General features: G+C 69.8%; 25 protein-coding genes. 14 read left to right on the top strand and 11 right to left on the bottom strand.

Annotation, left to right across the window (positions count from 1 at the left end; translation table 11 throughout):
* Positions 1 to 160: 160 nt before the first annotated feature.
* From prfB to U1T56_RS02150, 3 genes are all read right to left on the bottom strand, one after another.
* Positions 161 to 1,277, bottom strand: a protein-coding gene (prfB, locus tag U1T56_RS02160; RefSeq protein ID WP_418157778.1) for a peptide chain release factor 2 whose coding sequence is annotated in 2 segments (ribosomal slippage) — positions 161 to 1,207 and positions 1,209 to 1,277 — 1,116 coding nt in all. Because the reading frame shifts where the segments join, the coding sequence is not laid out codon by codon here.
* A gap of 54 nt (positions 1,278 to 1,331) precedes the next feature.
* Positions 1,332 to 3,725: a penicillin-binding protein 1A gene (locus U1T56_RS02155; protein ID WP_418157777.1), complete on the bottom strand. Its 2,394-nt coding sequence runs from the start codon at positions 3,723 to 3,725 to the stop codon at positions 1,332 to 1,334.
* A 49-nt stretch (positions 3,726 to 3,774) separates the two neighbouring features.
* On the bottom strand, positions 3,775 to 5,064 hold the full coding sequence (locus U1T56_RS02150; protein WP_418157776.1) for an N-acetylmuramoyl-L-alanine amidase: 1,290 nt from the start codon (positions 5,062 to 5,064) through the stop codon (positions 3,775 to 3,777).
* Positions 5,065 to 5,480: 416 nt separating this feature from the next.
* Here U1T56_RS02150 and U1T56_RS02145 point away from each other — a divergent pair, with 416 nt between their 5' ends.
* On the top strand, positions 5,481 to 8,105 hold the full coding sequence (locus U1T56_RS02145) for an Rne/Rng family ribonuclease (protein WP_418157775.1): 2,625 nt from the start codon (positions 5,481 to 5,483) through the stop codon (positions 8,103 to 8,105).
* Positions 8,106 to 8,159: 54 nt separating this feature from the next.
* Here U1T56_RS02145 and U1T56_RS02140 read toward each other — a convergent pair whose 3' ends face one another.
* Positions 8,160 to 9,347, bottom strand: a complete 1,188-nt coding sequence (locus tag U1T56_RS02140; RefSeq protein WP_418157774.1) for a pyridoxal phosphate-dependent aminotransferase — start codon at positions 9,345 to 9,347, stop codon at positions 8,160 to 8,162.
* Positions 9,348 to 9,452: 105 nt separating this feature from the next.
* On the opposite strand from U1T56_RS02140, the gene U1T56_RS02135 reads away from it, so the two are divergent.
* Positions 9,453 to 10,790 carry a M48 family metalloprotease gene (locus tag U1T56_RS02135; protein ID WP_418157773.1) on the top strand — a complete coding sequence of 446 codons (1,338 nt, stop codon included), beginning with the start codon at positions 9,453 to 9,455 and terminating at the stop codon, positions 10,788 to 10,790.
* A gap of 80 nt (positions 10,791 to 10,870) precedes the next feature.
* Positions 10,871 to 11,623 (top strand): DsbA family protein, encoded by a 753-nt coding sequence (locus tag U1T56_RS02130; protein WP_418157772.1) that lies wholly within the window; start codon positions 10,871 to 10,873, stop codon positions 11,621 to 11,623.
* A gap of 28 nt (positions 11,624 to 11,651) precedes the next feature.
* Here U1T56_RS02130 and U1T56_RS02125 read toward each other — a convergent pair whose 3' ends face one another.
* Positions 11,652 to 12,074, bottom strand: a complete 423-nt coding sequence (locus U1T56_RS02125) for an SRPBCC family protein (RefSeq protein ID WP_418157771.1) — start codon at positions 12,072 to 12,074, stop codon at positions 11,652 to 11,654.
* A 189-nt stretch (positions 12,075 to 12,263) separates the two neighbouring features.
* On the opposite strand from U1T56_RS02125, the gene rpiB reads away from it, so the two are divergent.
* From rpiB to U1T56_RS02085, 8 genes are all read left to right on the top strand, one after another.
* Positions 12,264 to 12,728 (top strand): ribose 5-phosphate isomerase B, encoded by a 465-nt coding sequence (gene rpiB / locus U1T56_RS02120; RefSeq protein WP_418157770.1) that lies wholly within the window; start codon positions 12,264 to 12,266, stop codon positions 12,726 to 12,728.
* A gap of 87 nt (positions 12,729 to 12,815) precedes the next feature.
* Positions 12,816 to 13,277, top strand: a complete 462-nt coding sequence (gene nrdR / locus U1T56_RS02115) for a transcriptional regulator NrdR (protein ID WP_418157769.1) — start codon at positions 12,816 to 12,818, stop codon at positions 13,275 to 13,277.
* Between the two features lie 57 nt (positions 13,278 to 13,334).
* The gene (gene ribD / locus U1T56_RS02110; RefSeq protein ID WP_418157768.1) at positions 13,335 to 14,453 is read left to right on the top strand and encodes a bifunctional diaminohydroxyphosphoribosylaminopyrimidine deaminase/5-amino-6-(5-phosphoribosylamino)uracil reductase RibD; all 1,119 of its coding nucleotides are present in this window, start codon (positions 13,335 to 13,337) and stop codon (positions 14,451 to 14,453) included.
* Between the two features lie 7 nt (positions 14,454 to 14,460).
* Positions 14,461 to 15,060 carry a riboflavin synthase gene (locus U1T56_RS02105; RefSeq protein WP_418157767.1) on the top strand — a complete coding sequence of 200 codons (600 nt, stop codon included), beginning with the start codon at positions 14,461 to 14,463 and terminating at the stop codon, positions 15,058 to 15,060.
* 59 nt (positions 15,061 to 15,119) lie between these two features.
* Positions 15,120 to 15,596 carry a 6,7-dimethyl-8-ribityllumazine synthase gene (gene ribH, locus U1T56_RS02100; protein ID WP_418157766.1) on the top strand — a complete coding sequence of 159 codons (477 nt, stop codon included), beginning with the start codon at positions 15,120 to 15,122 and terminating at the stop codon, positions 15,594 to 15,596.
* The gene (nusB, locus tag U1T56_RS02095; RefSeq protein WP_418157765.1) at positions 15,596 to 16,087 is read left to right on the top strand and encodes a transcription antitermination factor NusB; all 492 of its coding nucleotides are present in this window, start codon (positions 15,596 to 15,598) and stop codon (positions 16,085 to 16,087) included. The genes ribH and nusB overlap by 1 nt, the downstream gene beginning before the upstream one ends.
* On the top strand, positions 16,084 to 17,043 hold the full coding sequence (gene thiL / locus U1T56_RS02090) for a thiamine-phosphate kinase (protein WP_418157764.1): 960 nt from the start codon (positions 16,084 to 16,086) through the stop codon (positions 17,041 to 17,043). The genes nusB and thiL overlap by 4 nt, the downstream gene beginning before the upstream one ends.
* 40 nt (positions 17,044 to 17,083) lie before the next feature.
* The gene (locus U1T56_RS02085) at positions 17,084 to 17,950 is read left to right on the top strand and encodes a DMT family transporter (protein ID WP_418157763.1); all 867 of its coding nucleotides are present in this window, start codon (positions 17,084 to 17,086) and stop codon (positions 17,948 to 17,950) included.
* 563 nt (positions 17,951 to 18,513) lie between these two features.
* On the opposite strand, the gene gpmA is transcribed toward U1T56_RS02085, so the two are convergent.
* Positions 18,514 to 19,236: a 2,3-diphosphoglycerate-dependent phosphoglycerate mutase gene (gpmA, locus tag U1T56_RS02080; protein WP_418157762.1), complete on the bottom strand. Its 723-nt coding sequence runs from the start codon at positions 19,234 to 19,236 to the stop codon at positions 18,514 to 18,516.
* 27 nt (positions 19,237 to 19,263) lie between these two features.
* Positions 19,264 to 20,217 (bottom strand): 1-phosphofructokinase family hexose kinase, encoded by a 954-nt coding sequence (locus U1T56_RS02075; protein ID WP_418157761.1) that lies wholly within the window; start codon positions 20,215 to 20,217, stop codon positions 19,264 to 19,266.
* Positions 20,218 to 20,396: 179 nt separating this feature from the next.
* Between U1T56_RS02075 and U1T56_RS02070 the strand changes: the two genes are divergently transcribed.
* From U1T56_RS02070 to U1T56_RS02060, 3 genes are read left to right on the top strand one after another with little or no spacing between them, the layout of a single operon-like run.
* Complete coding sequence (locus tag U1T56_RS02070; protein ID WP_418157760.1) at positions 20,397 to 21,134, top strand: class I SAM-dependent methyltransferase; 738 nt, start codon at positions 20,397 to 20,399, stop codon at positions 21,132 to 21,134.
* A 2-nt stretch (positions 21,135 to 21,136) separates the two neighbouring features.
* Positions 21,137 to 22,156 (top strand): glycosyltransferase family 2 protein, encoded by a 1,020-nt coding sequence (locus tag U1T56_RS02065; RefSeq protein WP_418157759.1) that lies wholly within the window; start codon positions 21,137 to 21,139, stop codon positions 22,154 to 22,156.
* Complete coding sequence (locus tag U1T56_RS02060) at positions 22,153 to 22,488, top strand: DMT family transporter (protein ID WP_418157758.1); 336 nt, start codon at positions 22,153 to 22,155, stop codon at positions 22,486 to 22,488. Before U1T56_RS02065 ends, U1T56_RS02060 begins: the two co-directional genes overlap by 4 nt.
* Here the strand turns inward: U1T56_RS02060 and U1T56_RS02055 are convergent.
* Genes U1T56_RS02055 through rfbB form a run of 4 tightly spaced genes read right to left on the bottom strand, consistent with a single transcriptional unit; the run spans position 22,475 to position 26,539 of the window.
* On the bottom strand, positions 22,475 to 23,596 hold the full coding sequence (locus U1T56_RS02055) for a DegT/DnrJ/EryC1/StrS family aminotransferase (protein WP_418157757.1): 1,122 nt from the start codon (positions 23,594 to 23,596) through the stop codon (positions 22,475 to 22,477). The genes U1T56_RS02060 and U1T56_RS02055 overlap by 14 nt on opposite strands.
* 17 nt (positions 23,597 to 23,613) lie before the next feature.
* The gene (locus U1T56_RS02050; RefSeq protein ID WP_418157756.1) at positions 23,614 to 24,591 is read right to left on the bottom strand and encodes an NAD-dependent epimerase/dehydratase family protein; all 978 of its coding nucleotides are present in this window, start codon (positions 24,589 to 24,591) and stop codon (positions 23,614 to 23,616) included.
* Positions 24,588 to 25,472 (bottom strand): glucose-1-phosphate thymidylyltransferase RfbA, encoded by an 885-nt coding sequence (rfbA, locus tag U1T56_RS02045; protein WP_418157755.1) that lies wholly within the window; start codon positions 25,470 to 25,472, stop codon positions 24,588 to 24,590. The genes U1T56_RS02050 and rfbA overlap by 4 nt, the downstream gene beginning before the upstream one ends.
* Positions 25,469 to 26,539: a dTDP-glucose 4,6-dehydratase gene (gene rfbB / locus U1T56_RS02040; RefSeq protein ID WP_418157754.1), complete on the bottom strand. Its 1,071-nt coding sequence runs from the start codon at positions 26,537 to 26,539 to the stop codon at positions 25,469 to 25,471. The genes rfbA and rfbB overlap by 4 nt, the downstream gene beginning before the upstream one ends.
* Between the last annotated feature and the right edge of the window lie 7 nt (positions 26,540 to 26,546).

Here is a 26,546-nt window from a genome sequence, read left to right as displayed (position 1 = left end):
AGGCAATAACGATCATTAAGGCAGATTCATGGAAGATCGGGCAGTGTCGCTTCCGCGACACTGATGGCTTCGCCGATCCGCTCGCAGCAGGCGGATCGGGAGAGGGAAGCCCGCGGGCGGGATGCTCGTCCCGCCCGCGGCGGACCCGCCGTCGTTCGGGCTAGGCATCCGGCCGGCGCTGGCCGGCGCCTTGCGCCAGCGAGGCTTCCAGGAATCTGTCGAGATCGCCGTCGAGCACGGCCTGCGGGTTGCCGCTCTCGACCCCGGTGCGCAGGTCCTTCACGAGCTTGTAGGGATGGAGCACGTAGTTGCGGATCTGCGAGCCGAAGCTCGTGTCCATCTTCTGCGCTTCGAGCGCGTCCGAGGCGGCCCGGCGCTTTTGCATCTCGAGCTCGTAGAGCTTGGCGCGCAGCATGTCCATGGCCTGCGCCCGGTTGCGGTGCTGGCTGCGGTCGTTCTGGCAGGCGACCACGATCCCGGTCGGCAGGTGCGTGATGCGCACGGCCGAATCGGTCCGGTTGACGTGCTGGCCGCCGGCGCCCGAGGCGCGGTAGGTGTCGATCTTGAGATCCTTGTCCTGGATGTCGATCTGGATGCGGTCGTCGATCACGGGCGAGACCGAGACCGAGGCGAAGCTCGTGTGCCGACGCGCGTTGCTGTCGAACGGCGAGATGCGCACGAGCCGGTGCACGCCCGATTCGGTCTTGAGCCAGCCATAGGCGTTCTCGCCGATGATCTTGATCGTCGCCGACTTGATCCCGGCCTCCTCGCCCTCGCTCTCCTCGATCCACTCCACCTTGTAGCCGTGCTGCTCGGCCCAGCGCAGATACATCCGCAAGAGCATCTGCGCCCAGTCCTGGCTCTCGGTGCCGCCCGCACCCGCCGCCACCTGCAGGAAGGCGTCGTTGGCGTCGGCCTCGCCCGAAAGCAGCGATTCGAGCTGCAGCCGGTCGACCTGCTCCTTGAGCCGCTCGAGGTCGCGCTGCACCTCGGTCACGGTGCCCTCGTCGCCCTCCTCCTCGGCGAGCTCGGCGAGGGCAGTCGCGTCCTCGAGACCCTGCTCGAGCGCCTTCTGGCGATCGATGGCGGCGGCGAGCCTGTTGCGCTCGCCCATGATGGCCTGCGCCTTCTCCGGATCGTCCCAGAGCTTGGGATCCTCGGAGAGGCTGTTCAGCTCGTCCAGCCGCAGAAGTGCCCGATCCCAGTCAAAGATGCCTCCGCAGGAGGACGAGGCCCTCCTTGATGGAGTCGGCGAGGTTCGCGATTTCGGCGCGCATGGATGATCCCTGTCAGACGAAGAAGGGGGGAAGAACGGCGGGCCGTGGCCGTTGTCAATAGAGACCGCTGGTTCCGGGCGGTATCACCTTCATGGTTTCGCGGGCCGCCGTGAACGGATCCGCAGGCTCGGCATCCGGGTCGATCGACCGGTCGCGTCCCGGCTCCGTGCCCGGCAGGAACGCCTCGGTGATCACGGCCCGGCTGTCGGGACCGGGCAGCCGTCCCGTTGTGGCATCGACCCGCACGAGGGTGAGGCCGGGCGGGGTACGGAACGGGGTGGCGGGCTGATCCTTCAGGGCCGCATCCATCACCTCGATCCAGATCGGCAGCGCCACCGAGGCGCCGGTCTCGTGCTTGCCGAGGCTCTGCGGCTGATCGTAGCCCACGAACACGCCGACCACGAGGTCGGGCGAGAAGCCCACGAACCAGGTGTCGCGGCTGTCGTTCGAGGTTCCGGTCTTGCCGGCGACCGGCTTGCCGATCGAGAGTGCCGCCTTGGCGGTGCCGCGCTCGACCACGCCTTCCAGCATGGACACCATTTGGTATGCGTGGCGCGGATCGAGAACCTGCTCGCGCGGGTCGGGCAGCGCCGGCGGCGGCGAGCCGTCCCAGGCGATGCCGTTGCAGCCGTCGCAGCTTCGCGGATCGCCGCGCATGATGGTGCGGCCGTGGCGGTCCTGGATCCGCTCGACGAGCACGGGCTCGATCTTCTTGCCGCCGTTGACGATCGAGGCGTAGGCCGCGGTGAGCTGGAGCGGCGTCACCTCGTTGGCACCCAAGGAGGCGGCGAGATAGGGGCCGAGACCCTCGCCGATGCCGACCCGATTCGCGAGGTCGATGATCTTGGCCATGCCGATCGTCTGCGCGATCCTGACCGAGATCGTGTTCCGCGACTTCTCGAGTGCCACGCGCAGCGTGATCGGCCCCAGGAAGTCGTCGGTGTAGTTCTCGGGCCGCCATTTCGGCAGGCCCGGCCCCTGGTCGACGACGATGGGCGCGTCCAGCATGACCGTGGCAGGGGTCATGCCTTCCTCGAGCGCCGCGAGATAGACGAACGGCTTGAAGGCCGAGCCGGGCTGACGCTTGGCCTGCGTCGCGCGGTTGAACTTGCTCTGCCGGTAGCTGAAGCCGCCGCTCATGGCGAGCACCCGGCCGGTGTGCGGGTCGATCGCCACCACGGCGCCATCGACCTCCGGGCGCTGCCGCAGCACCCAGCGTCGCTCGCCGCCTTCGCTCATGGGCTCGAGCAGCACGAGATCGCCGGGGTCGAGGTTCCGCTTCGTCCAGGCGACGTCGCTGGCCGAAAGGCGGATCTTCTCGCCGCCCTCGAGCCCGACCTCGACCCGGTCTTTTTGCGCCTCCAGGACCACGCCGCGCTTCCAGGTGCCGAGCTCGAAGCCGGGATCCATGGAGGCGAGCTTCGCGGGCCAGGCGGCGCCCGCGGCGGCGAGATCGATCCGTCCCCAGGGACCGCGCCAGCCGCGGCGCCGATCGTAGGCCGAGAGGCCGTGACGGAGCGCTCGGTCGGCGATCTCCTGCAGCTTGGGCGAGACGGTGACGCGTACCGAGAGGCCGCCGGCATAGAAGCCGTCCTCGCCCAGGCGCGCCACGAGCTGCCGGCGCACCTCCTCGATGAAGAAGTCGGCCTCGGCGAATTCGGTCGGCGACTGCTCGCGCAGCACGATCGGCTCGTTCCTCGCGGCCTCGGCCTCGGCAGCGGTGATGTAGCCGTCGTCGGCCATCCGGCCGATGACGTAATTGCGCCGCGCCAGCGCCGCTTCGGGGTTCCGGCGCGGATCGTAGCTCGAGGGGGCCTTCGGCAGGCCGCCCAGAAGCGCGGCTTCGGCGATCGAGAGCTCGTCGAGCGACTTGTTGAAGTAGTTGAGCGCCGCCGCGGCGACGCCGTAGGAGCGGTTGCCGAGGAAGATCTCGTTCAGGTAGAGCTCGAGGATGTGATCCTTCGTGAAGGCGCGCTCCATGCGGAGCGCCAGGATCGCCTCCTTGAGCTTGCGCTTGTAGGAGAGCTCGTTGCTGAGGAGGAAGTTCTTCGCTACCTGCTGGGTGATGGTCGAAGCACCCTCCGGGCGCCGGTCGGTCCCGAGCCGCTGCACGTTGCTGAGGAGTGCCCGGCTGATGCCGACGATATCGATGCCGGGATGCCGGTAGAAGTTCTGATCCTCGGCGGCGATGAAGGCCTGTTTCACCCGGTCCGGGATCGCCTCGGCCGGCACGTAGACCCGCTTCTCGCGGGCATATTCCGCGAGTAGGCGGCCGTCGCCGGCATGGATCCGGGTCGTGGTGGGCGGCTCGTAGGTCGCGAGCTGACGGTAGTCGGGCAATTCGCCGCCGTAGCGCTCGACGAGGACGAACAGGCCGATACCGGCCAGGACCGCCAGCACGATCGTGCCGAGCACGAGGCTGGCCAAAAAGCGGAACAGACGTCTCACGTCCTCATCCTCTGCAAGGCGTGCCGGGCCGACGGACGGGTTATGTAGGTCAGGACCGGTGGTCGGAGAAGAAGCGATCCAGGGCGCGAACGACGGCACGCGCCACCTGGACCCGATAGGCGGATCGGGTCAGGTTGCGCGCATCGACCGGGTTGGAAAGATAGCCGAGCTCGAGCAGGACGGAAGGCATGTCCGGCGATTTCAGCACGGCGAATCCGGCAAAACGGCGATGCTTGCGCAGGAGCGGCGACACCTTCGCGAGCTCCTCGGCCAGGATGTCGGCGAACGCGATGGAGCGGTTATTGGTATCGCGCTGCGCCAAGTCGAGGAGAATGGTCGCAACCGCGGCATCGTGCTGCGAGAGGTCGGTGCTCGAGAGGATGTCGGCCCGGTTCTCCTTGCTCGCGAGCCGGGCCGCCTCCTCGTCCGAGGCGGTCTCGGAGAGCGTGTAGACCGAAGCGCCCCGCTGCTCGGCGGCGTCGAGGCTGTCGGCATGGAGCGAGATGAAGATCTGCCCGCCCAACTCGCGCGCCCGCGCGATCCGGTCGCGCAGCCGGATGAACGTGTCGTCGTCGCGGGTGAACGCCACCCGGTAGCGGCCGGTGCTCTCGATCACCTTGGCGAGCTGCCGCGCCATGGCCAGCACGATGTCCTTCTCGTACTTGCCGGTGACGGCGATGGCGCCGGGATCGACCCCGCCATGGCCAGGATCAAGCACGACGACGGGAACGGCCTTCCTGACGGCCGCAGCCTTGGGCGCAGCCCCATCGGGGCGTGGCGAGGGGACGCGCGGTGCCGCGGCGCGCGTCCTGGTACCGGCGGCCGGCTCGACCGCGGCGCTGCCGGCCGGGACTTCCCGATCCGGCGTCAGGTCGATCACGAGGCGATAATGGCTGCTGTCCGCCGAGGGCGGCAGCAACATCGTGTTCCGGATCGTGAACGGCCGGGCCATGTCCACGACCAGCCGCGACCGGCCGGGTGTCACGAGGCCGTAGCGGTGAGCCCGGACGAGGCCGCGCGGCCGGGTGTCGGTGTTTGCCCCGAGCTGCCAGCGCACCTCCTCGAGATCGACGACGAGCCGGCTCGGATCGCGCTCGACGCTGACCTCGTAATTCAGCGTCCGGTCGAGGTCGAGCACCACACGCGTCGTCTGCCCGTTGATGCCGAAGCGCAGCCCGCTCACCTGGCCGGGATCGGCCCACGCGGCCGATGCCAGAAGGCCGAACAGCAGGATCAGGCAGAGCAGGACGAAGGGCGGAAAGCCGCAGCGCGAGGATATCTGCCGTCGGGCACCGCGGGCGAGGCCCCGAGGCACGTGCCAATGATGGAGCGTCCGCAACGAACCTTCGCCGAATCGATGATTGCCCGCCGCCATGTACGAGCGCAGATTACCCGATTGTAGCGCACAAGGACAGGCATTATAGTTCGGCGCCGTGATGATCCGGGCTCGGCACAAGGATGGTGCGTGCAGAGGGTTGGCGCCCGTACGCGCCGCAAAGCCGGCTGATGATCTTCTCAACCGAAAGGTTCTGGCTGCCGGGCTTGGTTTGCCGCAGAAGGCGTTTCGTCGTCGCCACGACGCCCTGCGCCGCCGGCGAGGCTCGCGCCACGTGACCGATTCGTTCCGTTTCGGCCTGCTGACGTTCCGTGCCGCTGCAGGGAAGCCGGGAATGTCGCAGGTCGCCACCAACTCGAGCCGCCACTGCCGGGAGCTGCCGCTGCGGTCGGCGAGGCGGCCACCGGAGCTTTTCATCCATGGTCAAACGCATGCTGATCGACGCCACCCACCCGGAGGAGACCCGGGCGGTGGTGCTCGATGACCATCACCTCGTCGACTTCGATTTCGAGACCTCGACCAAGCTTCAGCTCAAGGGCAACATCTACCTCGCCAAGGTGACGCGGGTCGAGCCCTCGCTGCAGGCCGCCTTCGTCGACTACGGCGGCAATCGCCACGGCTTTCTCGCCTTCAGCGAGATTCATCCCGATTACTACCAGATCCCGCAGGCCGATCGTGCGCTGCTCGAGGATCTCGAGCGCGAGGCGGCGATTAAGGCGAGCGCCGGCGACGGCGAGGAGAGCGGCGAGGGGGCCGAGACCGTCACCAACGACGCCGACGAAGAGACGGCGGAGATGATGGCCGACCAGGCGCGCCGCCGTGCGCGTCTCCTGCGCAGCTACAAGATCCAGGAGGTGATCAAGCGCCGGCAGATCATGCTGGTGCAGGTCGTGAAGGAGGAGCGCGGCAACAAGGGGGCAGCGCTCACGACCTACCTCTCGCTCGCCGGCCGCTACTGTGTGCTGATGCCGAACACGCCGCGCGGCGGCGGCATCAGCCGCAAGATCGTCTCGCCCGAGGACCGGCGGAAGCTCAAGCAGATCGCGCAGGAGCTCGACGTGCCGCCGGGCATGGGCCTGATCATCAGGACGGCGGGCCAGGAGCGCAGCAAGGCCGAGATCAAGCGCGACTACGAGTATCTCCTGCGCTTGTGGAACGAGATCCGCGAGACTACGCTGCAGAGCATAGCGCCCAAGCTGATCTACGAGGAAGGCGACCTCATCAAGCGGGCCTTGCGCGACCTCTACACGCGCGACATCGAGGAGGTGCTGGTCGAGGGCGAGGAGGGCTACCGCTCGGCGAAGCGGCTGATGCAGATGCTGATGCCGAGCCGGGCCAAGCTCGTGAAGCTCTACAAGGAGGAGGTCCCGCTCTTTTTCCACTACCGCGTCGAGGACCAGCTCGACGCGATGCACAGCCCGACGGTGGAGCTGCCCTCGGGCGGATCGATCGTCATCCACACCACCGAGGCGTTGACCGCGATCGACGTCAACTCGGGCCGCTCGACCCGCGAGCGGCACATCGACGAGACCGCGCTCAAGACCAACCTCGAGGCGGCCGACGAAATCGCCCGTCAGCTTCGCCTGCGCGACCTCGCCGGCCTGATCGTGATCGACTTCATCGACATGGCCGAGGCGCGCCACCAGCGCGCGGTCGAGAAGCGCCTGCGCGACGCGCTCAAGGCGGACCGCGCGCGCATCCAGATGGGCAAGATCAGCCAGTTCGGCCTGCTCGAGCTGTCGCGCCAGCGGCTGCGCGCGAGCCTGCAGGAGCTCTCGAGCCAGGTCTGCCCGCATTGCGCCGGCCTGGGCGTGGTCCGCTCGACCGAATCGTGCGCACTTCAGGCGCTGCGCGCGATCCAGGAGGAGGGGATCCGGCACGAGGCGGCGGCCCTTCGCGTCACGCTGCCCGAGGAGGTGGCGCTCTACCTTCTCAACCAGAAGCGCGAGGCCCTGATCCGGCTCGAGCAGCGCTACGGCATGCGTGTGCTCGTCCAGGTGGACGAGGATCTCGTCCCGCCCACGATGCGCATCGAGATGACCGAGAAGCGCGAGCGGGTGGTCGAGGCGGCGCCGCAGGAGGAGGTGGCCGAGGAGCGTCGTCCGCAGGCCGCGGCACCCGCGAAGTCCGCGCCCGCTGCGCAGGCGAAGCCGCCCCAGGCTGCGGCCGAGGAGGGTGAGGAGGCCGGTGGCCGCCGTCGCCGTCGCCGTCGCCGCCGCCGGCGGCGGCCGGGCGAGGCCGGCGTGCCGGCCGAGGTTGCTGCTGCCGTGAGCAGCGCCCAGTCTGCCGCCGAGGAAATCGAGGCGGAGGGCGAGGAACGGCTCGAGCCGGAGCAGGCCGAGGTCGAGGCTGCTGCTCCCGAGGCAGCAGCCGGAGCCGAAGCCCTGCCGTTGCCGCCTGCCGTCGAGGTCCCGACGGCAGCCGAGGCCGAGCAGATCGAGCCGGTAGCGGAGGAGGCGTCGGCCCGACTGGCGGAGGCCGAGGAGTCTGCGCCGGCAGCGGAGCCGGTCGAGACGGTGCTGCCGGCGGTCGAGAGCGCGGCCGAGCCGGTGCCGATGATGGAGCCTGCCGCAGAGGCCGAAGCGGCGCCGAAGCCGCGCCGTCGCCGTGCCGCGTCCAGGAGCAAGGCTAAAGCTGTAGCCGAGGAGGCGACGATGCCGGAGCCCGCCGCCGCGGCACCCGCCCCGGCTCGGACCCGGCCCCCGCGCAAGCCGCGCAGCAGGAAGCCAGCGACAGCCGCCGAGACGGCTCCGGCCGAGGCCGTGCCCACCACCAGCCAGCCCGAGACCTTCGCCGGCAGCGGTGAGCCCGTGCCGGCCGAGCCTGCGCCAGTGGGAAGCTGGGAACTCAAGCGGCGCGAGAGCGAGCCGGCGACCGCCCCGGTTGCCGTCGTCGAAGGTGGTGCCACGAACGGCGAGGCGCCTGTCGAGCCGGTCACGGCCCCGCCCGCCCAGGAGACCGCCCCCGAGGCGCCGACGTCGGCCGGCGAGAGCACGGAGCAGCGGCCGCAGCGCTCGGGCTGGTGGAGCCGCTGGGTCCGCTGACCGCTGCCCGCCCGATCCTTCCTCCGAATGGACAGGGGAGGGATCGGGCAGGGGCTAGCGTGCGCCGCCGCTCGGCCGTTCCCTGCGGAACCAGGCGCACAGCCGGTCGCAGGCGCGGCTCACCTCGTCCTCCGGACCGGCGAACGACAGCCGGACGAAGTGGCGGCCCCGTGGCGGGTCGAAATCGACGCCCGGGGTCAGCGCCACGCCGGCTTCCTCGAGGATGCGGTGGCAGAGCCGCACGGAATCGTCGGTGAACGCACCGACGTCGAGATAGAGGTAGAAGGCGCCGTCCGCCGGCGCCATACGGGTGAGGCCGACCTCGGGCAGGGCGCGCAGCAGATGCGCCCGGTTGCGGCGGTAGCCATCGATCCGCCGCTCGAGCTCCGGCCGGTCGGCGAAGGCGCCGAGCGCTGCGTGTTGGGAGACGGTCGGAGCCGAGATGAACAGATTCTGGGCGAGCCGGATGACGGGCTCGACTAAATCGTCCGGCAGCACGAGCCAGCCGAGCCGCCAGCCCGTCATGCAGAAATATTTCGAGAAGCTGTTGACCACGACGGCAGCGTCGTCGAAGGCGAGGATCGTTTCGGCCGGCGTGCCGTAGGAGATCCCGTGGTAGATCTCGTCGGAGACGATGCGTATACCGCGCGCCCGGCACCAGCGCGCGAGCCGCTCGAGCTCGTCCCTTGCCAGCATGGTCCCGGCAGGGTTCGAGGGGCTCGCGAGCACGAGCCCGTGGATCGGCCCGGCCACGGTCTCGAGCAGCTCGGGTGTGGGCTGGAAGCGGGTCTCGAGCGTCGTCGGCAGCGGCACGACCTCGATGTCGAGCGCTTCCAGGATGTTGCGGTAGGCCGGGTAGCCGGGCTCGGTCACGACGACGCGGCTGCCGGCGTCGAAGGCGGCGAGGAAGGCCAGGATGAAGGCGCCCGAAGCACCCATGGTGAGCGCGATCCGCGCCGGATCGACCACCTGCCCGTAAGTTTCGCGGTAGTGTTCGGCGAGCCGGCAGCGCAGGGTCGGAAGGCCGAACGCCTCGGTGTAGCCGCAAGCGCCCGCGGCGAGGGCCCGTGTGGCGGCCGCGACCGCCGCGGGCGGAGCGCCGCCGCCGGGCTCGCCGATCTCGAGATGCAGCACGTCGGCTCCGGCCGCGGCGCGGGCATTGGCCGCCGCGAGCACCTCCATCACGACGAAGGGAGCGACGGCGCTGCGACGGGATGGCCTGAACGGCGGAGAAGCGCTCATGCTATGCTTGGCCTCGCTGGCTGACTTGAAACGTGGCGACCTCGGACCGAGCTTGATAGGGTGCCGCGGCTCGCGGTCAACGAACGGACTCGACGGATGCACGGGATGAGAATCTGGTGCCGGCGTGTGGTCGCGGCGGCGCTGCTCGCCGCGATGGCATGGCCCGCCTCGGCCGCGACCGTGATCCGCGATGCCGAGATCGAGAGCACGATCCGTGCCATTGCCGACCCGATCTTCAAGGCCGCACGGCTCGATCCCGCGTCGATCAACGTCTACATCCTGAACGACGACAAACTCAACGCGTTCGTGGCCGGCGGCCAGAACCTGTTCATCAACACCGGCCTCATCATGCGCACCGAGAACCCGGATCAGCTCGCCGGGGTGATCGCGCACGAGACCGGCCACATCGCGGGCGGCCATCTCACCCGGGCGCAGGACGCGATGGCCAGCGCCGGCACCAGCTCCATCGTCGGGGCGCTCTTGGGTGCCGCCGCCGCGGTGGCGGGCGCGCCCCAGCTCGGCACGGCGATCATGGCGGGCGGCTTGACGGTGGCGCAGCGCGGCTTTCTCGCCTTCAGCCGGGCCCAGGAGCAAACGGCGGATCAGGCGGCGGTCAACTATCTCGCCGCGCTCAGGATGTCGCCCGAGGGCCTGCTCGACTTCTTCCGGATTCTCGACACGCAGAATCTGCGGATCAGCTCGGAAGGCAATTCCTATCTTCGCACCCACCCGCTGACCAGCGACCGGATCGCCTTCATGGAGGATGCGGTCGCGCGCTCGCCTTATCGTGACGCCAAGCCGGACCGGTCTCTGATGCTCGAGCATCAGCGGGCGGTGGCGAAGCTGGACGGGTTCCTCTCGAACCCGGCACAGGTGATCGCCCGCCGCAGCGCCGACAGCCTGCCCGACCGGTACGCGCGCGCCGTCGCCTATTACCGGATCCCCGATCTCGACAAGGCCCTGGCGCTGATCGACGGACTCATCGAGGAGCGGCCCGAGGACCCCTACTTCCACGAGCTCAAGGGTCAGATGCTGTTCGAGAACGGCCGGGTGGCCGAAGCGATAGCGCCCTACCGCCGGGCCGTCCGCTTCCGGCCCGATTCCGCGCTGCTGCGCTTCGGTCTCGCCCGAGCGCTCCTCGAGCAGGGCGACGCCAGGAACGTCGACGAGGCGGCAGCACTCCTGCAGGAAGCGGTGCGGATCGAGCCCGACAATGCCGGCGCCTGGCGCTTTCTCGGCGTGGCCGAGGGCCGGCGCGGGCGCGAAGGGCCGGCCGCCCTGGCCTTGGCCGAGCAAGCCGTGCTCTTGCGCAATCGCAAGGACGCCGACTTCTACGTTCATCGCGCCCAGCAGCTCATCAAGCCGAGCGATCCGAGCTGGTATCGGCTCCAGGACCTGTCGCGCGCCGTCGAGGAGATCGAGCCACCGCCGCAGCGCCGGTGACGGCTTGTGACTGGCATCGGCCGGCGAGCTGGGTTACCACCGTCGCGTTTCCGACACGCTCGAGGAAGGCATCCGCTCTCATGCCGAGACCAACACGCGTCCTCGCCGTCCTGGCTCTTCTCGGGGCGGCGCTGCTTCTGCCGGGAATGCCGGTACGGGCACAGGAGAAGCTGCCGGTCGAGGCGATCGAGCGGATCGTGCGCGATTATCTCCTGCGCCAGCCGGAGGTGATCTACCAGGCGATCCAGGAGCTGCAGAAGCGCCAGCAGGCCGAGGAGGCCTCGCGGCAGAAGGCGACGATCACGCGGCACAAGGACGAGATCTTCCACCAGGCCGAGGATCCCGTCGCTGGGGACCAGAATGGCAAGGTCACGCTGGTCGAGTTCTTCGACTATCACTGCGGCTATTGCCGGGCGATGTCGCCGAGCCTGCGCAAGATGCTCGACGGCGACAAGGAGCTGCGCTTCGTGTTCAAGGAGCTGCCTGTGCTCGGCCCCGACTCGGTGACCGCCGCGAAGGCGGCGCTCGCTGCCGCGAAGCTCGATGCGAAGAAGTACCCGAGCCTCCACTTTGCGCTGATGCAGAGCAGGGATCTGAGCCGCGACGCCGTCCTCGAGATCGCGGCCAGGCAGGGCTACGACCGCGGCCAGCTCGGCGCCGAGATGGAGCAGGACTGGGTCAAGGCCCGGATCGACGCCAACCTGGCCCTGGCCGACAAGCTCGGGATCTCGGGGACGCCCAGCTTCGTGATCGGCGAGACCCTGATCCCGGGTGCGGTCGACGTAGCGCAGCTCCAGCGTCTGATCCAGGAGCAGCGCGAGGCCAGCAACTAACGGCCGGCAGCGGCGGCGAGGCGCATCCTCAGCGCTTGAAGCCGTAGAGCTGGCCAAGATTGTCGAGGCCGGCCCGGTAGACCTCCTGGAGCGTCTTGACGACGTCGCCCTCGTTGCCAGTGGTGACGTCGAAGTCGCTCGACCATTCGACCGTGCTGCTGCCGTCGCCGTTGTCCTTGACCCGGATCTCGGCGACGTAGTTGCGGATGGGCAGAGGGCTGTCGACGATCGAGTAGCGGTAGAGCCGCTCGGTCGGGCTCACCTCCTCGAGCCGCTCCACGATTCGAGCTCCGCCGAGCTGGAGGGTGCGGGTCGAGCCTTTGTATTCGCCCTCGCTCTCGACCTTCTCGACCAGCGGATGCCAGTCGCCGATCGCGGTGAAGGCGCCGATCGCCTGCCAGAGCATGTCGGGGCTCGCGGCGACCGGCGTCGACATCGTGATCTTGGGCATGGGCTGAGACTCCCTTTCGGCACGGCCTCCCAGGGAGGGAGGCCGTGCGGATTCCGGCACCGACAAGGTGCTAAGCCGCCGCGAGGGCGCTGGCAAGCGGCCCGTTGCCCGATGGCCGCAGGGCGTTCCCGCGCGGCATCGGATCGACTAAACTCGCGCTCACCCCGGACCTCCCGAGAAGAACCCGTCATGCCCGAGAACACCGTAGTGCTTGCCGCCGACCATGCCGGCTACGAGCTCAAGAACACGCTCAAGGTCGTGATCGAGGAGCGGGGCCTGAAAGTGCTGGATCTGGGCGCTCACAACGGCGATTCCATCGACTATCCCGACATGGCCGCAGCCCTCGCCAAGGCCCTGGCCGACGGGCGGGCCTACCGCGGCGTGCTCGTCTGCGGCACCGGGATCGGGATCAGCATCGCCGCCAACCGGCACCTCCACATCCGCGCCGCCCTGTGCCACGACGTGACGACGGCGAGGCTGGCCCGTCAGCACAACGACGCCAACGTGCTGGCCATGGGCTCGCGGGTGCTGGGACCCAGCGTCGCGCGGGACTGCCTCGAGGCCTTCCTCGACACGCCGTTCGAGGGCGGCCGGCACCAGCGGCGGGTGGACAAGCTGAGCGGTGCCGCCACTTCCCCCGACAGCAACCGATGATATAGTCCCGCCGCCACGAGCCGCCCGGATCGAGCAGCCGGGCGAGGAGGCCGGACGGTCCGGTCTCGGCCGTTGCCGGAGCGAGGGATGCGCTGCCCATTCTGCGGGACGGAAGACACCCAGGTGAAGGACTCCCGTCCCGTCGAGGAGGCTTCGGCGATCCGCCGTCGCCGCCAGTGTCCGGGCTGTGGCGCCCGCTTCACGACGTTCGAGCGGGTCCAGCTCCGTGATCTCGTCGTGGTGAAGAAGGACGGGCGGCGGGTCGCGTTCGACCGCGAGAAGTTCGCCCGCTCGATCCGGCTCGCGACCCGAAAGCGCGGGATCGACGAGGAGCAGATCGAGCAGATCGTGAACGGTATCGTGCGGCGGATCGAGACCAGCGGCGAGAGCGAGGTGCCGAGCCGGCGTATCGGCGAGCTCGCGATGGAAAGCCTCGCCAAGCTCGACGAGGTGGCCTATGTCCGCTTCGCCTCGGTCTACCGCGACTTCGCCACCGCGCGCGACTTCGAGGAGTTCATCCGGCACCTGCCCGAAGACCATGACGCCTGAGAGAACCGCCCGGAAGAGCCGGGCCGCGACCGGGGCGGGACTCGCCCGACTCCTTCCATGACCGAGGCTTCGGACCGGCGCCACATGGCCACCGCCCTGGCTCTGGCGGAGCGCGGGCTCGGCAATGTCTGGCCGAACCCGGCCGTGGGCTGCGTGCTGGTGAAGGACGGGCGCATCGTCGGCCGCGGCTGGACCCAGCCCGGCGGCCGGCCGCACGCCGAGCGCGAGGCGATCCTGCGGGCGGGCGAGGCCGCGCGCGGCAGCACGGCCTACGTCACGCTCGAGCCCTGCGCGCACCAGGGGCGCACGCCGCCTTGCGCCGATGCCATGATCGCGGTCGGGATCGCGCGCACGGTGATCGCCGCGGTCGACCCCGATCCGCGCGTCAACGGTCGTGGCATCGCCCGGCTGCACGCGGCCGGCATTGCGGTCGAGGTCGGCTGCCTGGAGGCGCAGGCGCAGGCACTCAATGCCGGTTTCTTCGCCCGCTGCTGCCGGGGCCGGCCTCTGGTCTCGCTCAAGCTCGCGACGAGTGCGGATGGGAAGATCGCGACCGCGACCGGGGAGAGCCAGTGGATCACGGGGCCGGAAGCGCGCGCGGAAGGTCACCGGCTGCGGCTCAGGCACGATGCGATCCTGGTCGGCAGCGGCACGGCGCTCGCGGACGATCCCCTGCTCACCTGCCGTCTGCCGGGACTCGAGGCGCGCTCGCCGGTGCGCATCGTCCTCGACCGGCGTCTGCGGCTTGCACCTTCGAGCCGTCTCGCCCGCAGCGCGCGCGCCTTCCCGGTCTGGCTGTTCACGCGCCGCCTCGACACGCCCGAAGCCGAAGCGCTGGCAGAGGCAGGGGTCAGGCTGTTTCCGCTCGCGAGCGAAGGAGAAGGGGCGGGCGAGCTGCGCGAGGTCTTGGCGACCCTTGCCGGGCAGGGTATCACGCGTGTGCTCGTGGAAGGCGGGGCCGGTATCGCCACGGCGTTTCTGCGCGAGCGTCTGGTCGACAGGCTCTATCTGTTCGATGCGCCGCTTCTGATCGGAGCCGACGGCCGCCCGGCGGTTCAGGGTCTCTCGGTCCGCCGCCTCGTGGAGGCGAGGCGCTGGCGGCGGATCGAGGATCGCCTGCTCGGCCCGGACCGGCTCGGCGTGCTGGAGCCGGCCGAAGACGAGGCAGCGACGTGAGGTCCCGATGTTCACCGGCATCATCACCCATCTCGGCGAGATCGTGTCCGTGCGCGAGGTCGCGGACGGGCGCGAGCTGGTCGTGAAGAGCGACCTGCCGCTGGCCGAGATCCCCTTGGGTGCTTCCATCGCCCACAGCGGCATCTGTCTCACCGTCGTGGCGTCCGGCGAAGGTAGCCATGCCGTCCAGGCCTCGCCGGAGACCCTCGCCCGCACCACGCTCGGAAGCTGGCGGGCGGGCACCCGCGTCAATCTCGAGCGCTCGCTCAGGCTCGGCGACGAACTCGGCGGCCATCTCGTCTTCGGTCACGTCGACGCCGTGGGCGAGATCGTCGCCATCGAGCCCGAAGGCGGCTATCGCCGGGTCGAGATCGCCCTGCCGCCCACGCTGGCACCCATGGTGGCGGTCAAAGGCTCGATCGCGGTGGACGGCATTTCGCTCACCGTCAACGAGGCCGGCAGAGACCGGTTCGCGGTCACCATCATCCCGCATACGTGGGCGCACACGACGCTCGCGGACCGGCGTCCCGGCGATCCCGTCAATCTCGAGGCCGACATGCTGGCGCGTTATGTGGCACGTCAGCTCGCCTTCGCACGTCCGGCTTGAGCCGTGGCCGCAAACGCCTACTTCTGGTCTGTCCCCATCTGTCACGAGGAGATCGCTCGATGGCTGGAGCCGGCGCTGCCGCCGAGGTCCCGCACCTGCCGGGCGCGCGCGTCCTGATCGTCGAGGCCCGCTTCTACGGGCGCATCAACGACTTTCTGCTCGAAGGTGCGAAGGCCGTACTCGCCAAGGCAGGCGCCGAGGTCACGCACATCGTCGTGCCGGGCGCTCTCGAGGTGCCGCCGGCGATCGCGATGGCGCACGCCACCGGCCGGTTCGACGCCTATGTGGCGCTCGGCTGCGTCATTCGTGGCGAGACCACGCACTACGATCTCGTGGCCGGCGAGAGCTGCCGCGGGATCATGGATCTCGGCGTGCGGGAGCGGATCGCCATCGGCAACGGCATCCTCACGGTCGAGAACGAGGCGCAGGCCCTGGTGCGGGCCGATCCGCATCATCAGGACAAGGGCGGCGGGGCGGCGCTCGCGGCCTTGAGCCTTCTCCTCTGGCAGCGCCGCCTCACGGAGGGCCGCGGCTGATGACACGCCCCCCGCGCGAGAGGCCCGTCCTCAACAAGCGGCGTGCCGCCCGCTTCGCCGCCGTGCAGGCGCTCTACCAGGTGGAGCTCTTGGGCGAGCGGCCCGAGGTGGTGGTGCGCGAGTTCGGCGAGCATCGCCTGGCCCGGCTCTTCGAGCCGTTCGAGGTCGAGGAGCCCTCGCCGCGGGTCGATCGCGAGTGGTTCGAGATCGTGGTCAAGGGGGCCTGGGCCGCGCGCGGGCGGCTCGATCCCGAGATCGAGGCCTGCCTCGCCGACGGCTGGACGCTGGCCCGCTGTGGCTATCTCTTACGCGCGTGCCTGCGCGCCGGTGCTTACGAGCTCGCCGAGCGGACCGACGTGCCTGTGAAGGTCGTGATCAACGAGTATGTCGAGGTGGCGCATCTCTTCTTCGACGGCAGCGAGCCCGCCTTCGTCAACGCCGTGCTCGACCGGCTCGCACCGCGTCTGCGCCTGAGCGAGGCCGCTTTATGAGCCTCGGCGAGTTCGAACTGATCGACCGCCTCCTGAAGCCGCTGGCGCGCGGCTTCCCCGGTGCCCTGGACCTCACCGACGATGCGGCACTGGTCGAGGTGCCGGACGGGCTCGAGCTCGTCGTCGCCAAGGATGCCATCGTCGCCGGCGTGCACTTCCTCGAGGAGGACCCGCCGGAGCTGGTCGCGGGCAAGCTGCTCCGGGTGAATCTCTCCGATCTCGCCGCGATGGGGGCCGACCCGCTCGGCTATCTCACCGTGCTGGCCCGCTCGCGCGACATCGACGACACCTGGCTGAAGCGGTTCGCGGCCGGGCTCATGGCCGACCAGAAACGCTTCGGCTGTCATCTTCTCGGCGGCGACACGGTCTCGACGCCGGGGCCGCTCGTGCTCTCGCTCACGATCCTCGGCACCGTGCCGAAGGGCCGGGCACTCCTGCGCCGGGGTGCCCGGCCCGGCGACGATGTCTGGGTCTCGGGCACGCTGGGCGACGCCGCCTTGGGCCTGCGCGTGCTGCGCGGCCTCGCCGTGCCCGAGGACGAGGCCATAACGCTCGTCGACCGCTACCGCACCCCGCGCCCGCGCCTCGAGCTCGGCCGGCACTTGCGCGGGCTCGCCACTGCGGCCATCGACGTTTCGGACGGACTCGTCGCCGATCTCGGTCACATCCTCGAGACCTCGGGCGTGGGTGCGATCCTCGACGCCTCGCTCGTGCCGCTCTCCCCGGTCGCGGCCGGCATCCCCGGTGCGCGCGAGGCGGCGCTCACGGGCGGCGACGACTACGAGATCCTGTTCACCGCACCCGCCGACCGGCGGGCGGAGGTGGAGGCGCTGCGCGCCGGCCTCGACCACCGGCTGACGCGGATCGGCACGATCCGGATCGGGCAGGGGCTCGAGGTCGAGGACGGCGCCGGTAACCGGCTCGTCGTCGACCGCGGCGGGTGGCGTCATTTCTGAGGTCGGGCACGGCACGGCTGCAAGGCCGGCCGAGGGCCTCGTGGTGGCCGCAGCCCCCTGGCTCTTCCTCACTTTCTGGAGCAGCGGCTTCGTCGCCGCCAAGATCGGGCTACGGGGTGCGGAGCCGCTCACGTTCCTTGCCCTCCGCTTCGCGCTCGTCACCCTGGTCATGGCGGGGATCGCAGGTCTTCGCCGCTCGCCCTGGCCGAGGACCCGAGCCGAGCTCGTTCCCGTCGTCGTCACCGGGCTGCTCATGCAGGCGGTCTATTTCGGCTGCACCTATCTCGCCTTTGCGGCCGGAGTAGGGGCGGGGGCGCTGGCGCTCATCGTCGGCCTGCAGCCGCTGCTCACGGCCGTGGTCGCCGGTCCCTTCCTGGGCGAGCGCGTGCGCCCGATCCAGTGGCTTGGCCTCGTTCTGGGCCTCGTCGGCGTGGCGCTCGTGCTCGAGGACAAGCTGGCGCTGGGCGCCAGCACGGCGACCGGCGTGATCTGGTCCTTCCTCGGCCTCTTCGCCATCACCGGCGGCACGCTCTACCAGAAGCGCTTCGCCGGGGCGTTCGATCTCTGGAGCGGTGGAGCGGTGCAGTTCGCGGTGGCGACCCTCGTCGTCGCACCGGTGGCGGCGGCGAGCGAGACCATGCGCATCGCCTGGAGCTGGCCGTTCGCGAGCGCGCTCGCCTATCTCGTGCTGATGAACTCGATCGTGGCGATCACGCTTCTCACCATCATGATCCGCCGCGGCGAGGCCTCGCGTGTGACCTCGCTGTTCTTCCTGGTCCCACCCGGTGCTGCGTTCGTCGCCTGGCTCGTGCTCGCCGAGAGGCTGAGCCTCGTGCAGCTTGCCGGTATGGCGGTGGCAACGGGAGGGGTCGGTCTGGTCATGCGGCGGGCTTCCACGGTCAAGTGAAGCCGAAGGAGAAGAGGAGCACTCCGGCGCATGCCGCTGCCCGTCGATCCTGGCTTATGCGCTCGCGCCGCCGAACGGCGTGTGGAAGCGTTGCCGCGTGCCATCGAAGCCTTGCAGCGGCTCGCAGCGCGTGGCGTCGATGCTGGCGTCATCGGCTCCTCGGCACGCGACACCATGTTTCCCCATTCGGATGGGATTTCCTGTTCCTGGATCAGGTTGGCGTCGCCTGGAACGAAATCGTCGCGATCATCGAGGACGAGGTCTACCCCTTGGCTCTCGACGTGGTGTTCTTGGATTGGGTTCGCCCGGAGAGGTGGGAGCGGTTTCTCAGGGATCTCGAGCGTGAAGCAGATCTTCGAGGATTTGTGGCAGCAGCTTGAGGATCCGAGGCCGAAGCCTCTCTTCCTGCTTCCGTGGAATCCTGTCTCGATGAGATCGATGATCCGGAGGCTGCCCGCTGGTACCGGCAAGTCGGCCGTGCCGTCACGGTGGAAAGCGTCTATTCGAGGCTCGAGGCCGTCATGCCGGCAGCCGGGCCGGACGAGCCCGGCCCGGCGTGACCCTCAGCCCAGCTTCGGCAGCGGGCCGGCGCGGCTCGCGTCGAGATAGCCAGCCCTCAGGGGCCGCAGCGCTTCGTCGAGCTCGACCAGGATCGGGTTGCCGGTCGGGATCTCGAGGCCGACGATCTCCTGATCGCCGATGCCGAAGAGATGCTTCGCGAGTGCCCGGAGGCTGTTGCCGTGGGCGGCGATCAGGACGTTCCGGCCGGCCCGGAGCTCGGGTGCGATCGCCTCGCTCCAGACCGGCATCACGCGCTCGAGCGTGATCTTGAGCGATTCGGTGGCGGGCAGGAGCTCGCGCGGCACGCCGGCGTAGCGCGGATCGTGGCTCGGGTGCATGGGATCGTCGGGCGAGAGCGGCGGCGGCGGCACGTCGAAGCTGCGGCGCCAGATGTGCACCTGCTCGTCGCCGTGCTTCGCGGCCGTCTCCGCCTTGTTAAGCCCCTGCAGCGCGCCGTAATGACGCTCGTTCAGGCGCCAGTGGGCATGCTGCGGCAGCCACATCCGGTCGAGCTCGTCGAGCACGATCCAGAGCGTGCGGATCGCGCGCTTGAGCACGGAAGTGAAGGCGACGTCGAAGGCGATCCCCGTCTCGCGCAAGAGCTCGCCCGAGCGGCGCGCCTGCGCGATGCCGGTCTCGGACAGGTCGACGTCGATCCAGCCCGTGAACCGGTTCTGCCGGTTCCAGTCGCTCTCGCCGTGACGGATCATCACGAGATGGGGCAAGGCCGTCTCCTCTCTGTTCCTCGCTGGTCAGATGCTGATCGCTTCCTGATAAGGAAGTTGCGCGCGCACAACCTCGTACAGCCGCTCGACGTCCGCGCGCCGGCACAGCTCGGTGCCGGGCGTCATGGCGCTGGCGGCACCCGCGGCCACGCCGTAGGCGAAGGCCTCGGGGAGCTGCCGGCCGTGCGTGAGCGCCCATACCACGGCACCCACGAAGCTGTCGCCGGCGCCGACGGCGCTCCTGGTCTCGACCCTGGGACTCGCGAGGCGAAAGGTGCCTTTATGGTTCGCGAGCACGGCGCCAGCGCTGCCGAGGGTGAGCGCCACGATTTCGGCCCGGCCGCTGGCCACCACCTCGCGGGCGAGGGCTTCCTCCTCTTCCGGTGTGGGGGCTTTCCGGCCCATGAGATGCTCGAGCTCGCGCTTGCTGGGCTTGACCAGCCACACGCCCTCCTCGAGCGCCCAGTGCAAGGGTGCCCCCGAGGTGTCGAGCACGAGCTTGCCGCCGCGTTGCTTCACCACATGGGCGATCCGGCCGTAGAAGTCGACCGGCATGCCACGGGCGAGGCTGCCGCTGACGACGAAGTACTCGCCGTCGATCACCGAGAGCACCTCGAGGCAGTGGCGCCACTCGGCCTCGCTCACCTCGGGACCTTCGGGGGTGAAGCGGAACTCGTGGCCGGTGCTGGTCTCGTAGACCGTGTGGCTCACGCGCGTCAGGCCGGCGATCGGCACCCGAACGGCGGTGATGCCGCTGCGCTCGATCAGGCCCTCGAGCGCCATGCCGGTGTAGCCGCCCGCCATGTAGAAGGCCACCGCCTCGCCGCCGAGCTCGTGGATCACGCGCGCGACGTTGAGCCCGCCGCCGCCCGGATCGTATCGCTCGTCGCGGGTGCGCACCTTCCGCATCGGGACGACCTCGTCGGCGACGCAGGACGCATCGATCGCCGGGTTCACGGTCAGGGTGACGATGGGCTTCATGACGCGAGGTCCGCTGGTTGCTCAGCCAGTCCGTAGAGCGAAACGCCGCCCGCTCCAATGCGATTCGTCGCGCATCGCCGCGGCCGCCTCGGGCTTGCGGACGGCGCGTCGGGCGATTAGTACCCGCCGGTCGGGACACGAGCCCCGCTCATACGATCGGAAACGTCCGGCCCCTACGGATGGAAGCAGCCGAATACGCACGTCTCGAGGCGACCGAGGACGGCATGTGGTGGTTCGCGGCGCTCCACGCCCGCATGCTGGACGCCGTCGCCCGCCATCCGGGGCCGCCCGACCTGCCTCTTCTGGATGCCGGCTGCGGCACCGGCGGGCTGTTGCGCCGGCTCGCCGCTGCGTTCCCGGCACGCCCGCTCCTGGGCGTGGACATCGCTCCTGCGGCGGCCACGGCGGCGCGGCGCCGGAGTCCGGTCCCGGTGGCGGTGGCGTCCGTGACGGCGCTGCCGTTCGCGGCCGGCAGCCTCGGCGGCGTGCTGATGGCGGACGTCCTGTGCCACCGGCTCGTGGACGAGGAGAAGGCGCTCGCGGAAGCGGCGCGGGTCCTGGCTCCGGGCGGCACGCTCGTGCTCAACCTGCCGGCCTTCGCCTGGCTGCTCTCGACCCACGACATCCGGGTGCACAATGTCCGGCGTTACGACCGGCGGCGGGCCGGGGAGCTGCTCGTCCGGGCCGGGTTCGAGATCCGCGAGCTGCGGTTCTGGAACAGTCTTCTGTTCCCGCTGATGGTGCTGCAGCGCAAGGTCCTCGCCCGCGGCGAGGCGGCCGAGAGCGACGTGGCGCCGGTCACGGCCCCACTCGACCGGCTCTTGCGCGGTGTCGTCGGCATCGAGCGGCTGCTCGCGGGTCTCGGCGTGCGCTTTCCCTTTGGTGGCTCGATTCTGGCCGTAGCGGTGAAAAGATAGCCATGCTCGACGTGCATCCCGCTCCAGTCCCGGCGGTCCGGCCGGACGATCCGGCTGCGAGGCCCGGGCTCTCGATCGTGGTGCCGGTCTACCGGGGTGCGGACACGGTGGGTGAGCTCGTGGCGGCGCTGGCGAAGCTCGAGGTCGCGGGCGGGCTGGAGATCGTGCTGGTCAACGACGGCAGCCCCGACAATTCCGGCGAGGTGTGCCGGGCGCTCGTGGCGAGCATGCCCGTGCCGATCACCTTCGTCGAGCATGCCCGCAATTACGGCGAGCACAATGCGGTCATGACCGGCCTGCGCCATGCGCGCGGCGCTTACGTCATCACCATGGACGACGACCTGCAGAACCCGCCCGACGAGGTCGTCCGCCTCTACGATCACGCGCGGCGCAACGATCTCGACGTGGTCTATGCCCGCTACGCCGAGAAGCAGCATGCGCTCTGGCGCAACCTCGGCAGCCGGTTCGCGAACCGTGTGGCCGACATCCTGCTCGACAAGCCCAAAGGACTCTATCTCTCGAGCTTCCGCTGCATGAGCCGCCTTGCGGTTGACAGCATCCTCGCCTACGAAGGTCCATACCCTTACGTCGACGGGCTCTTGATGCAGGTGACGAGCCGGATCGATTCGATCCTCGTCCGGCATCTGCCACGCAGGCACGGGCGGTCCAACTACACCCTGAAGCGGCTCCTCCGTCTCTGGCTCAACCTGGCGCTCAACTTTTCGATTCTGCCGCTCCGGCTCTCGGTGCTGCTCGGCCTCGTCATGGGCACGATCGGGCTCGTAGGCGCGCTCGTCGTCGTCGTCGAGTCGATCTACGAGCGGCCGCCGGCGGGCTGGGCGTCCACCATGGTCGTGGTGCTGCTGCTCTCGGGCGTGCAGCTTGCCATGCTGGGGATCGTAGGCGAGTATGTTGGTCGCGTGTTCCTGACCGCCAACCACAAGCCGCAAGGTATTGTGCGCGCCGTCCTCCGCTCGGAGCAGCGGCAGGCCGGTCGATCGTCGGAGACGCCTCGAGCATGAGTCCGCATTTTCTGGCCCTGTTCACCGCCATCATCGTGAGCGCCAGCGGCCAGCTCCTCCTCAAGGCCGGAGCCTCCGGCCAGGGCGGCTTCCTCGAGCAGCTCTTGCGCTGGCAGACCATCGTCGGGCTCGGCTGCTACGGTGCCGCCGCCATGCTCTACATCGTCGCGCTCCGGGCCATCCCGATGTCGGTGGCCCTGCCGAGTACGGCCCTCTCTTACGCCGTGATCGCGCTTTTGGGCTTTCTCGTCTGGAACGAGCCCGTGAGCTGGCAGCACCTCGCGGCACTGGCGCTGATCTGCTCCGGTGTCGTGATGCTCACCCGCGCCTGAGCGCCGAAAGCGCCGCGCATACGCGCTCGACCTGCCGGTCGTCGAGCTCGGGGAACATCGGCAGGCTCAGGACCTCCCGCGCCGCGCGTTCGGATTCGCGGCACGCGGCGGGTCCCAGCGCCACGCGCCCCGCATAGGCGGGCTGGCGATGGACCGGGACGGGGTAGTGGACGTTGGTGCCGATCCCGGCCTCGTGCAAGCGCGCCTGCACCGCATCGCGGTTCGGGCAGCGGATCACGTACTGGTGGAAGACGTGGACCGCACCTGCCCGGCGGCTGGGCGGGGCGAAGGGGCCGCCGGCGAGCGCTGCGTCGTAGCGGGCGGCGATCGCCTGCCGGCGGGCGTTGCCGGCGGCGAGACGGGCCAGCTTCACCCGCAGGATCGCCGCCTGCAGCTCGTCGAGGCGGCTGTTCACCCCGGCTTCGTCCGAGACGTAGCGCCGGCGCCAGCCATATTGCCGCAGCGCTCGCAGCCGCTCGGCGAGGGCCGGATCGCTCGTGGTCACGATCCCGGCATCGCCGATGGCACCCAGGTTCTTCGTCGGGTACAGGCTCCAGGCCGCGGCGATCCCGAAGCCGCCGACGGGCGTGCCATCGAGTGCCGCACCGTGCGCCTGGCTCGCGTCCTCGATCAGGAAGCATCCGTGCTCGCGGCAGAGCCGCCCGATCGCGTCCATGGCGGCGGGCTGGCCGTAGAGATGCACCGGCATCACCGCCTTGATGCGCTTTTCCGCGTCGGCCGCGAGCGCGGCCGCGAGATCGCCCGGATCCATCGTGTAGGCCTGGGGCTCGATGTCGATCAGCACAGGGGCGGCACCCACCATCTCGATCGCCGCCACCGAGGCCACGGCGGTGTGCGACACGGTCGCGACCCTGTCGCCCGGCCCGATCCCGAGCCCGCGCAGGATCAGTGCGATCGCGTCCGTGCCGCTCCCCACCCCGATGCCGTGGCCGGCAGCGACGAAGGCCGCGAACTCCCGCTCGAACGCCGCCACCTCCTCGCCCAGCACGTACCAGCCACTCGCGAGCACGCGCGCCACGGCGGCGTCGATCGCCTCCTTGTGGGCGAGGTAGGAGATGCGCGGGTCGGCCTGCGGGACGGGATGCATGGGACTCTGGTCTCGACTCAGCAATAGTCGGCGAGGCGGGGGCGGAAATAGGCCAGCGTGCGGGCGAGGCCTTCGGCGAGCGGCACCTTGGGCACCCAGCCCGTGGCGGCGCGGAAGGCGCGGTCGTCGGCCTCGAAGCTGCCGATGTCGATCGCGCGCTGCGCCTCCGGGAATTCCTTGACCACGTAGCAGCCGCCGCCATGGGCCGCGATCAGCCGCTCGGCGAGCTGGCGCAAGGAGACGGCCGGAAAGCCGCCGACATTGAACGGCCGGCCCACGGTCGCGGGCGATTCGGCGGCCGCGATCATCGCCGCCACCACGTCGTCCGCGTAAGTGAGATCGCGGAGCTGGTCGCCGCCCCAGACCTCGATCGGCTCGCCTTCCAGGATGCGCCGGATCCAAAGGCCGATGAAGTTCTGGCGCGCGTCCTTGATGCGCACGCGCGGGCCGTAGCAGTTGGTGAGCCGAAGCGCCGTGACCTCGAGCCCGTAGACCCGCCCGTAGAGCAGCCAGAGCCGCTCGCCCGCGAGCTTGGCAATGCCGTTGACGTCGGGCGGGTCGAGCGGGTGGCTCTCGTCGACCGGCAGCCAGCGCGGCCTGCCGTAGAACTGGCGCGTGCTGGCGTGCACCACCCGCGGGCGCATTCCCCCGTGGCGGAGCGCTTCGAGGAGCCGGAGCTGGGCCGCGGCGTTGACGGAGAAGTCCCGAAACGGGTCCTCCATGCTGCCCTTGTGAGAAGTGAGGCCGGCGAGGTTGAACAGGAACTCCTGGCCGTCGAGCAGCTCCGCGAGGTTCTCGAGCGTGCGCAGATCGCCTCGCACGAGGCAGATCTCGCCCTCGATGCCCTCGAGGTTCGCCGCGTTGGCGCCGCCGTCGGGCTCGAAGGAATCGACGAGGGTGAGCACGGCGCCCCGCCGTGCCAGGGCATGGGCGAGGTTCGAGCCCAGGAAACCCGCTCCGCCGGTGACGAGGACGCGCCGGCCCTGCCAGCTCATGGCGCTTCCTCCCGGTCCTGGCGCACGATCCGGCGGAGATAGGTACCGAGCTCGGTGCTGCGCAGGCCGTGCGCCAGACGCAGGAGCTGCTCCTCGTCGATGAAGCCCATGCGGTAGGCGATCTCCTCGAGGCAGGCGATCTGCAGGCCTTGCCGTTCCTGGATGGTCTGGACGAACACGCTCGCCTGCAGCAGCGAAACCGGCGTGCCGGCGTCGAGCCAGGCATAGCCGCGCCCGAGCTTCTCGACGTGGAGCCGGCCGCGGCGCAAGTACTCGGCGTTGAGATCGGTGATCTCGAGCTCGCCGCGCGCCGAGGGGACGAGCCCGGCCGCGATCTCGGCCGCGTCCTCGTCGTAGAAGTAGAGGCCGGTCACGGCCCAGTTCGAGCGGGGCGCTTCGGGCTTCTCGACCAGTCGCACCGGCCGGCCGGCGGCATCGAACTCGACCACACCGTAACGTTCGGGATCCTTGACCCAGTAGGCGAAGACGGTGGCACCCGTTTCCCGTGCGCGCGCCTGCTGCAGGACCGCACCCAGCGCATCGCCGTAGAGCAGGTTGTCGCCCAGCGCCAACGCGCAGCGGCCGCCGTTCACGAACGTCCGCCCGATCAGGAGCGCCTGCGCGATGCCTTCGGGTCGCTCCTGCACGGCATAGGCGATGTCGAGGCCCAAGGCCGAGCCGTCGCCGAAGAGACGCCGGAAGCCCGCCTGGTCGTGCGGCGTGGTGATCAGCAGCACCTCGCGGACGCCGGCCAGCATGAGCGCCGAGAGCGGGTAATAGATCAAAGGCTTGTCGAAGACCGGCAGAAGCTGCTTCGAGGTCGCGAGCGTCAGCGGATGGAGCCGCGTGCCGGCCCCACCGGCGAGAAGAATACCCTTCATGCAGGCACTCCCGCAGCGCTCAGGCCCAGCCGCTCGCCGCCGTAGCGGCGGGCGCGCACCTCCTGCCACCAGGAGCGATGCTCGATGTACCAGGCCACGGTGCGGCGCAGGCCCGAGGCGAAGCTCTCCGAAGGTGCCCAGCCCAGCTCGCGCCGCGCCTTCGCGGGGTCGATGGCGTAGCGGAAATCGTGGCCGGGCCGGTCGCGAACGAACGTGATCAGCCGCTCGTAAGGGCCCGCCGGGTCGGGAAGAAGCTCGTCCAGCACCTTGCAGATCGCGCGCACCACGTCGAGGTTCTGCCGCTCCTCTCCCGCACCGATGGCGTAGGTCGCGTGCGGCCGGCCGCGCTCGAGGACGAGGCGCAGCGCTCGCGCATGGTCCTCGACATAGAGCCAGTCCCGGACCTGCTCGCCCTTGCCGTAGACCGGCAGCGGCCGGCCTTCGAGCGCGTTCGTGATCGCGAGCGGGATCAGCTTCTCCGGGAATTGCCAGGGGCCGTAATTGTTGCAGGTATTGGAGACGATCACCGGCAGACCGTAAGTCTCGCCCCAGGCGCGCACGAGATGGTCGGAGGCGGCCTTGCTCGCCGCATAGGGACTGCGCGGACGATAGGGACTCGCCTCGGTGAAGGGCGGATCATTCGGTCCCAGCGCCCCGAATACCTCGTCGGTCGAGACGTGGTGGAAGCGGAAGCGCACCTTCGCCTCGCCCTCGAGCCCGGCCCAATAGGCGCGGGCGGCCTCGAGCAGGACATAGGTGCCGGTGATGTTGGTCGCCACGAACGGGGCCGGACCGTCGATCGAGCGGTCGACGTGGCTCTCGGCGGCGAGATGGACGACGGCATCGGGGCGGTACCGGGCGAAGATGCCGGCGATGGCCGCGGGGTCGGCGATGTCGGCCCGCTCGAAACGGTGGCGCGGGTCCGAGGCGAAAGCGCCCAGTGCCTCGGGGCTCGCGGCATAGGTGAGCTTGTCGACGTTGACGACGCTGTGGCCGCTCTCGGCCAGAAGATGCCGGACGAGGGCGCTGCCGATGAAGCCCATGCCGCCGGTGACGAGAATGTTCATGCCCGAG

Origin of the sequence: Benzoatithermus flavus (assembly GCF_037908215.1) — a bacterium.
GTDB classification, from domain to species: Bacteria; Pseudomonadota; Alphaproteobacteria; order Geminicoccales; family Geminicoccaceae; genus Benzoatithermus; species Benzoatithermus flavus.
The sequence above is the reverse complement of the archived record's forward strand: the minus strand, read 5'-3'. Positions and strand labels throughout refer to the sequence as shown.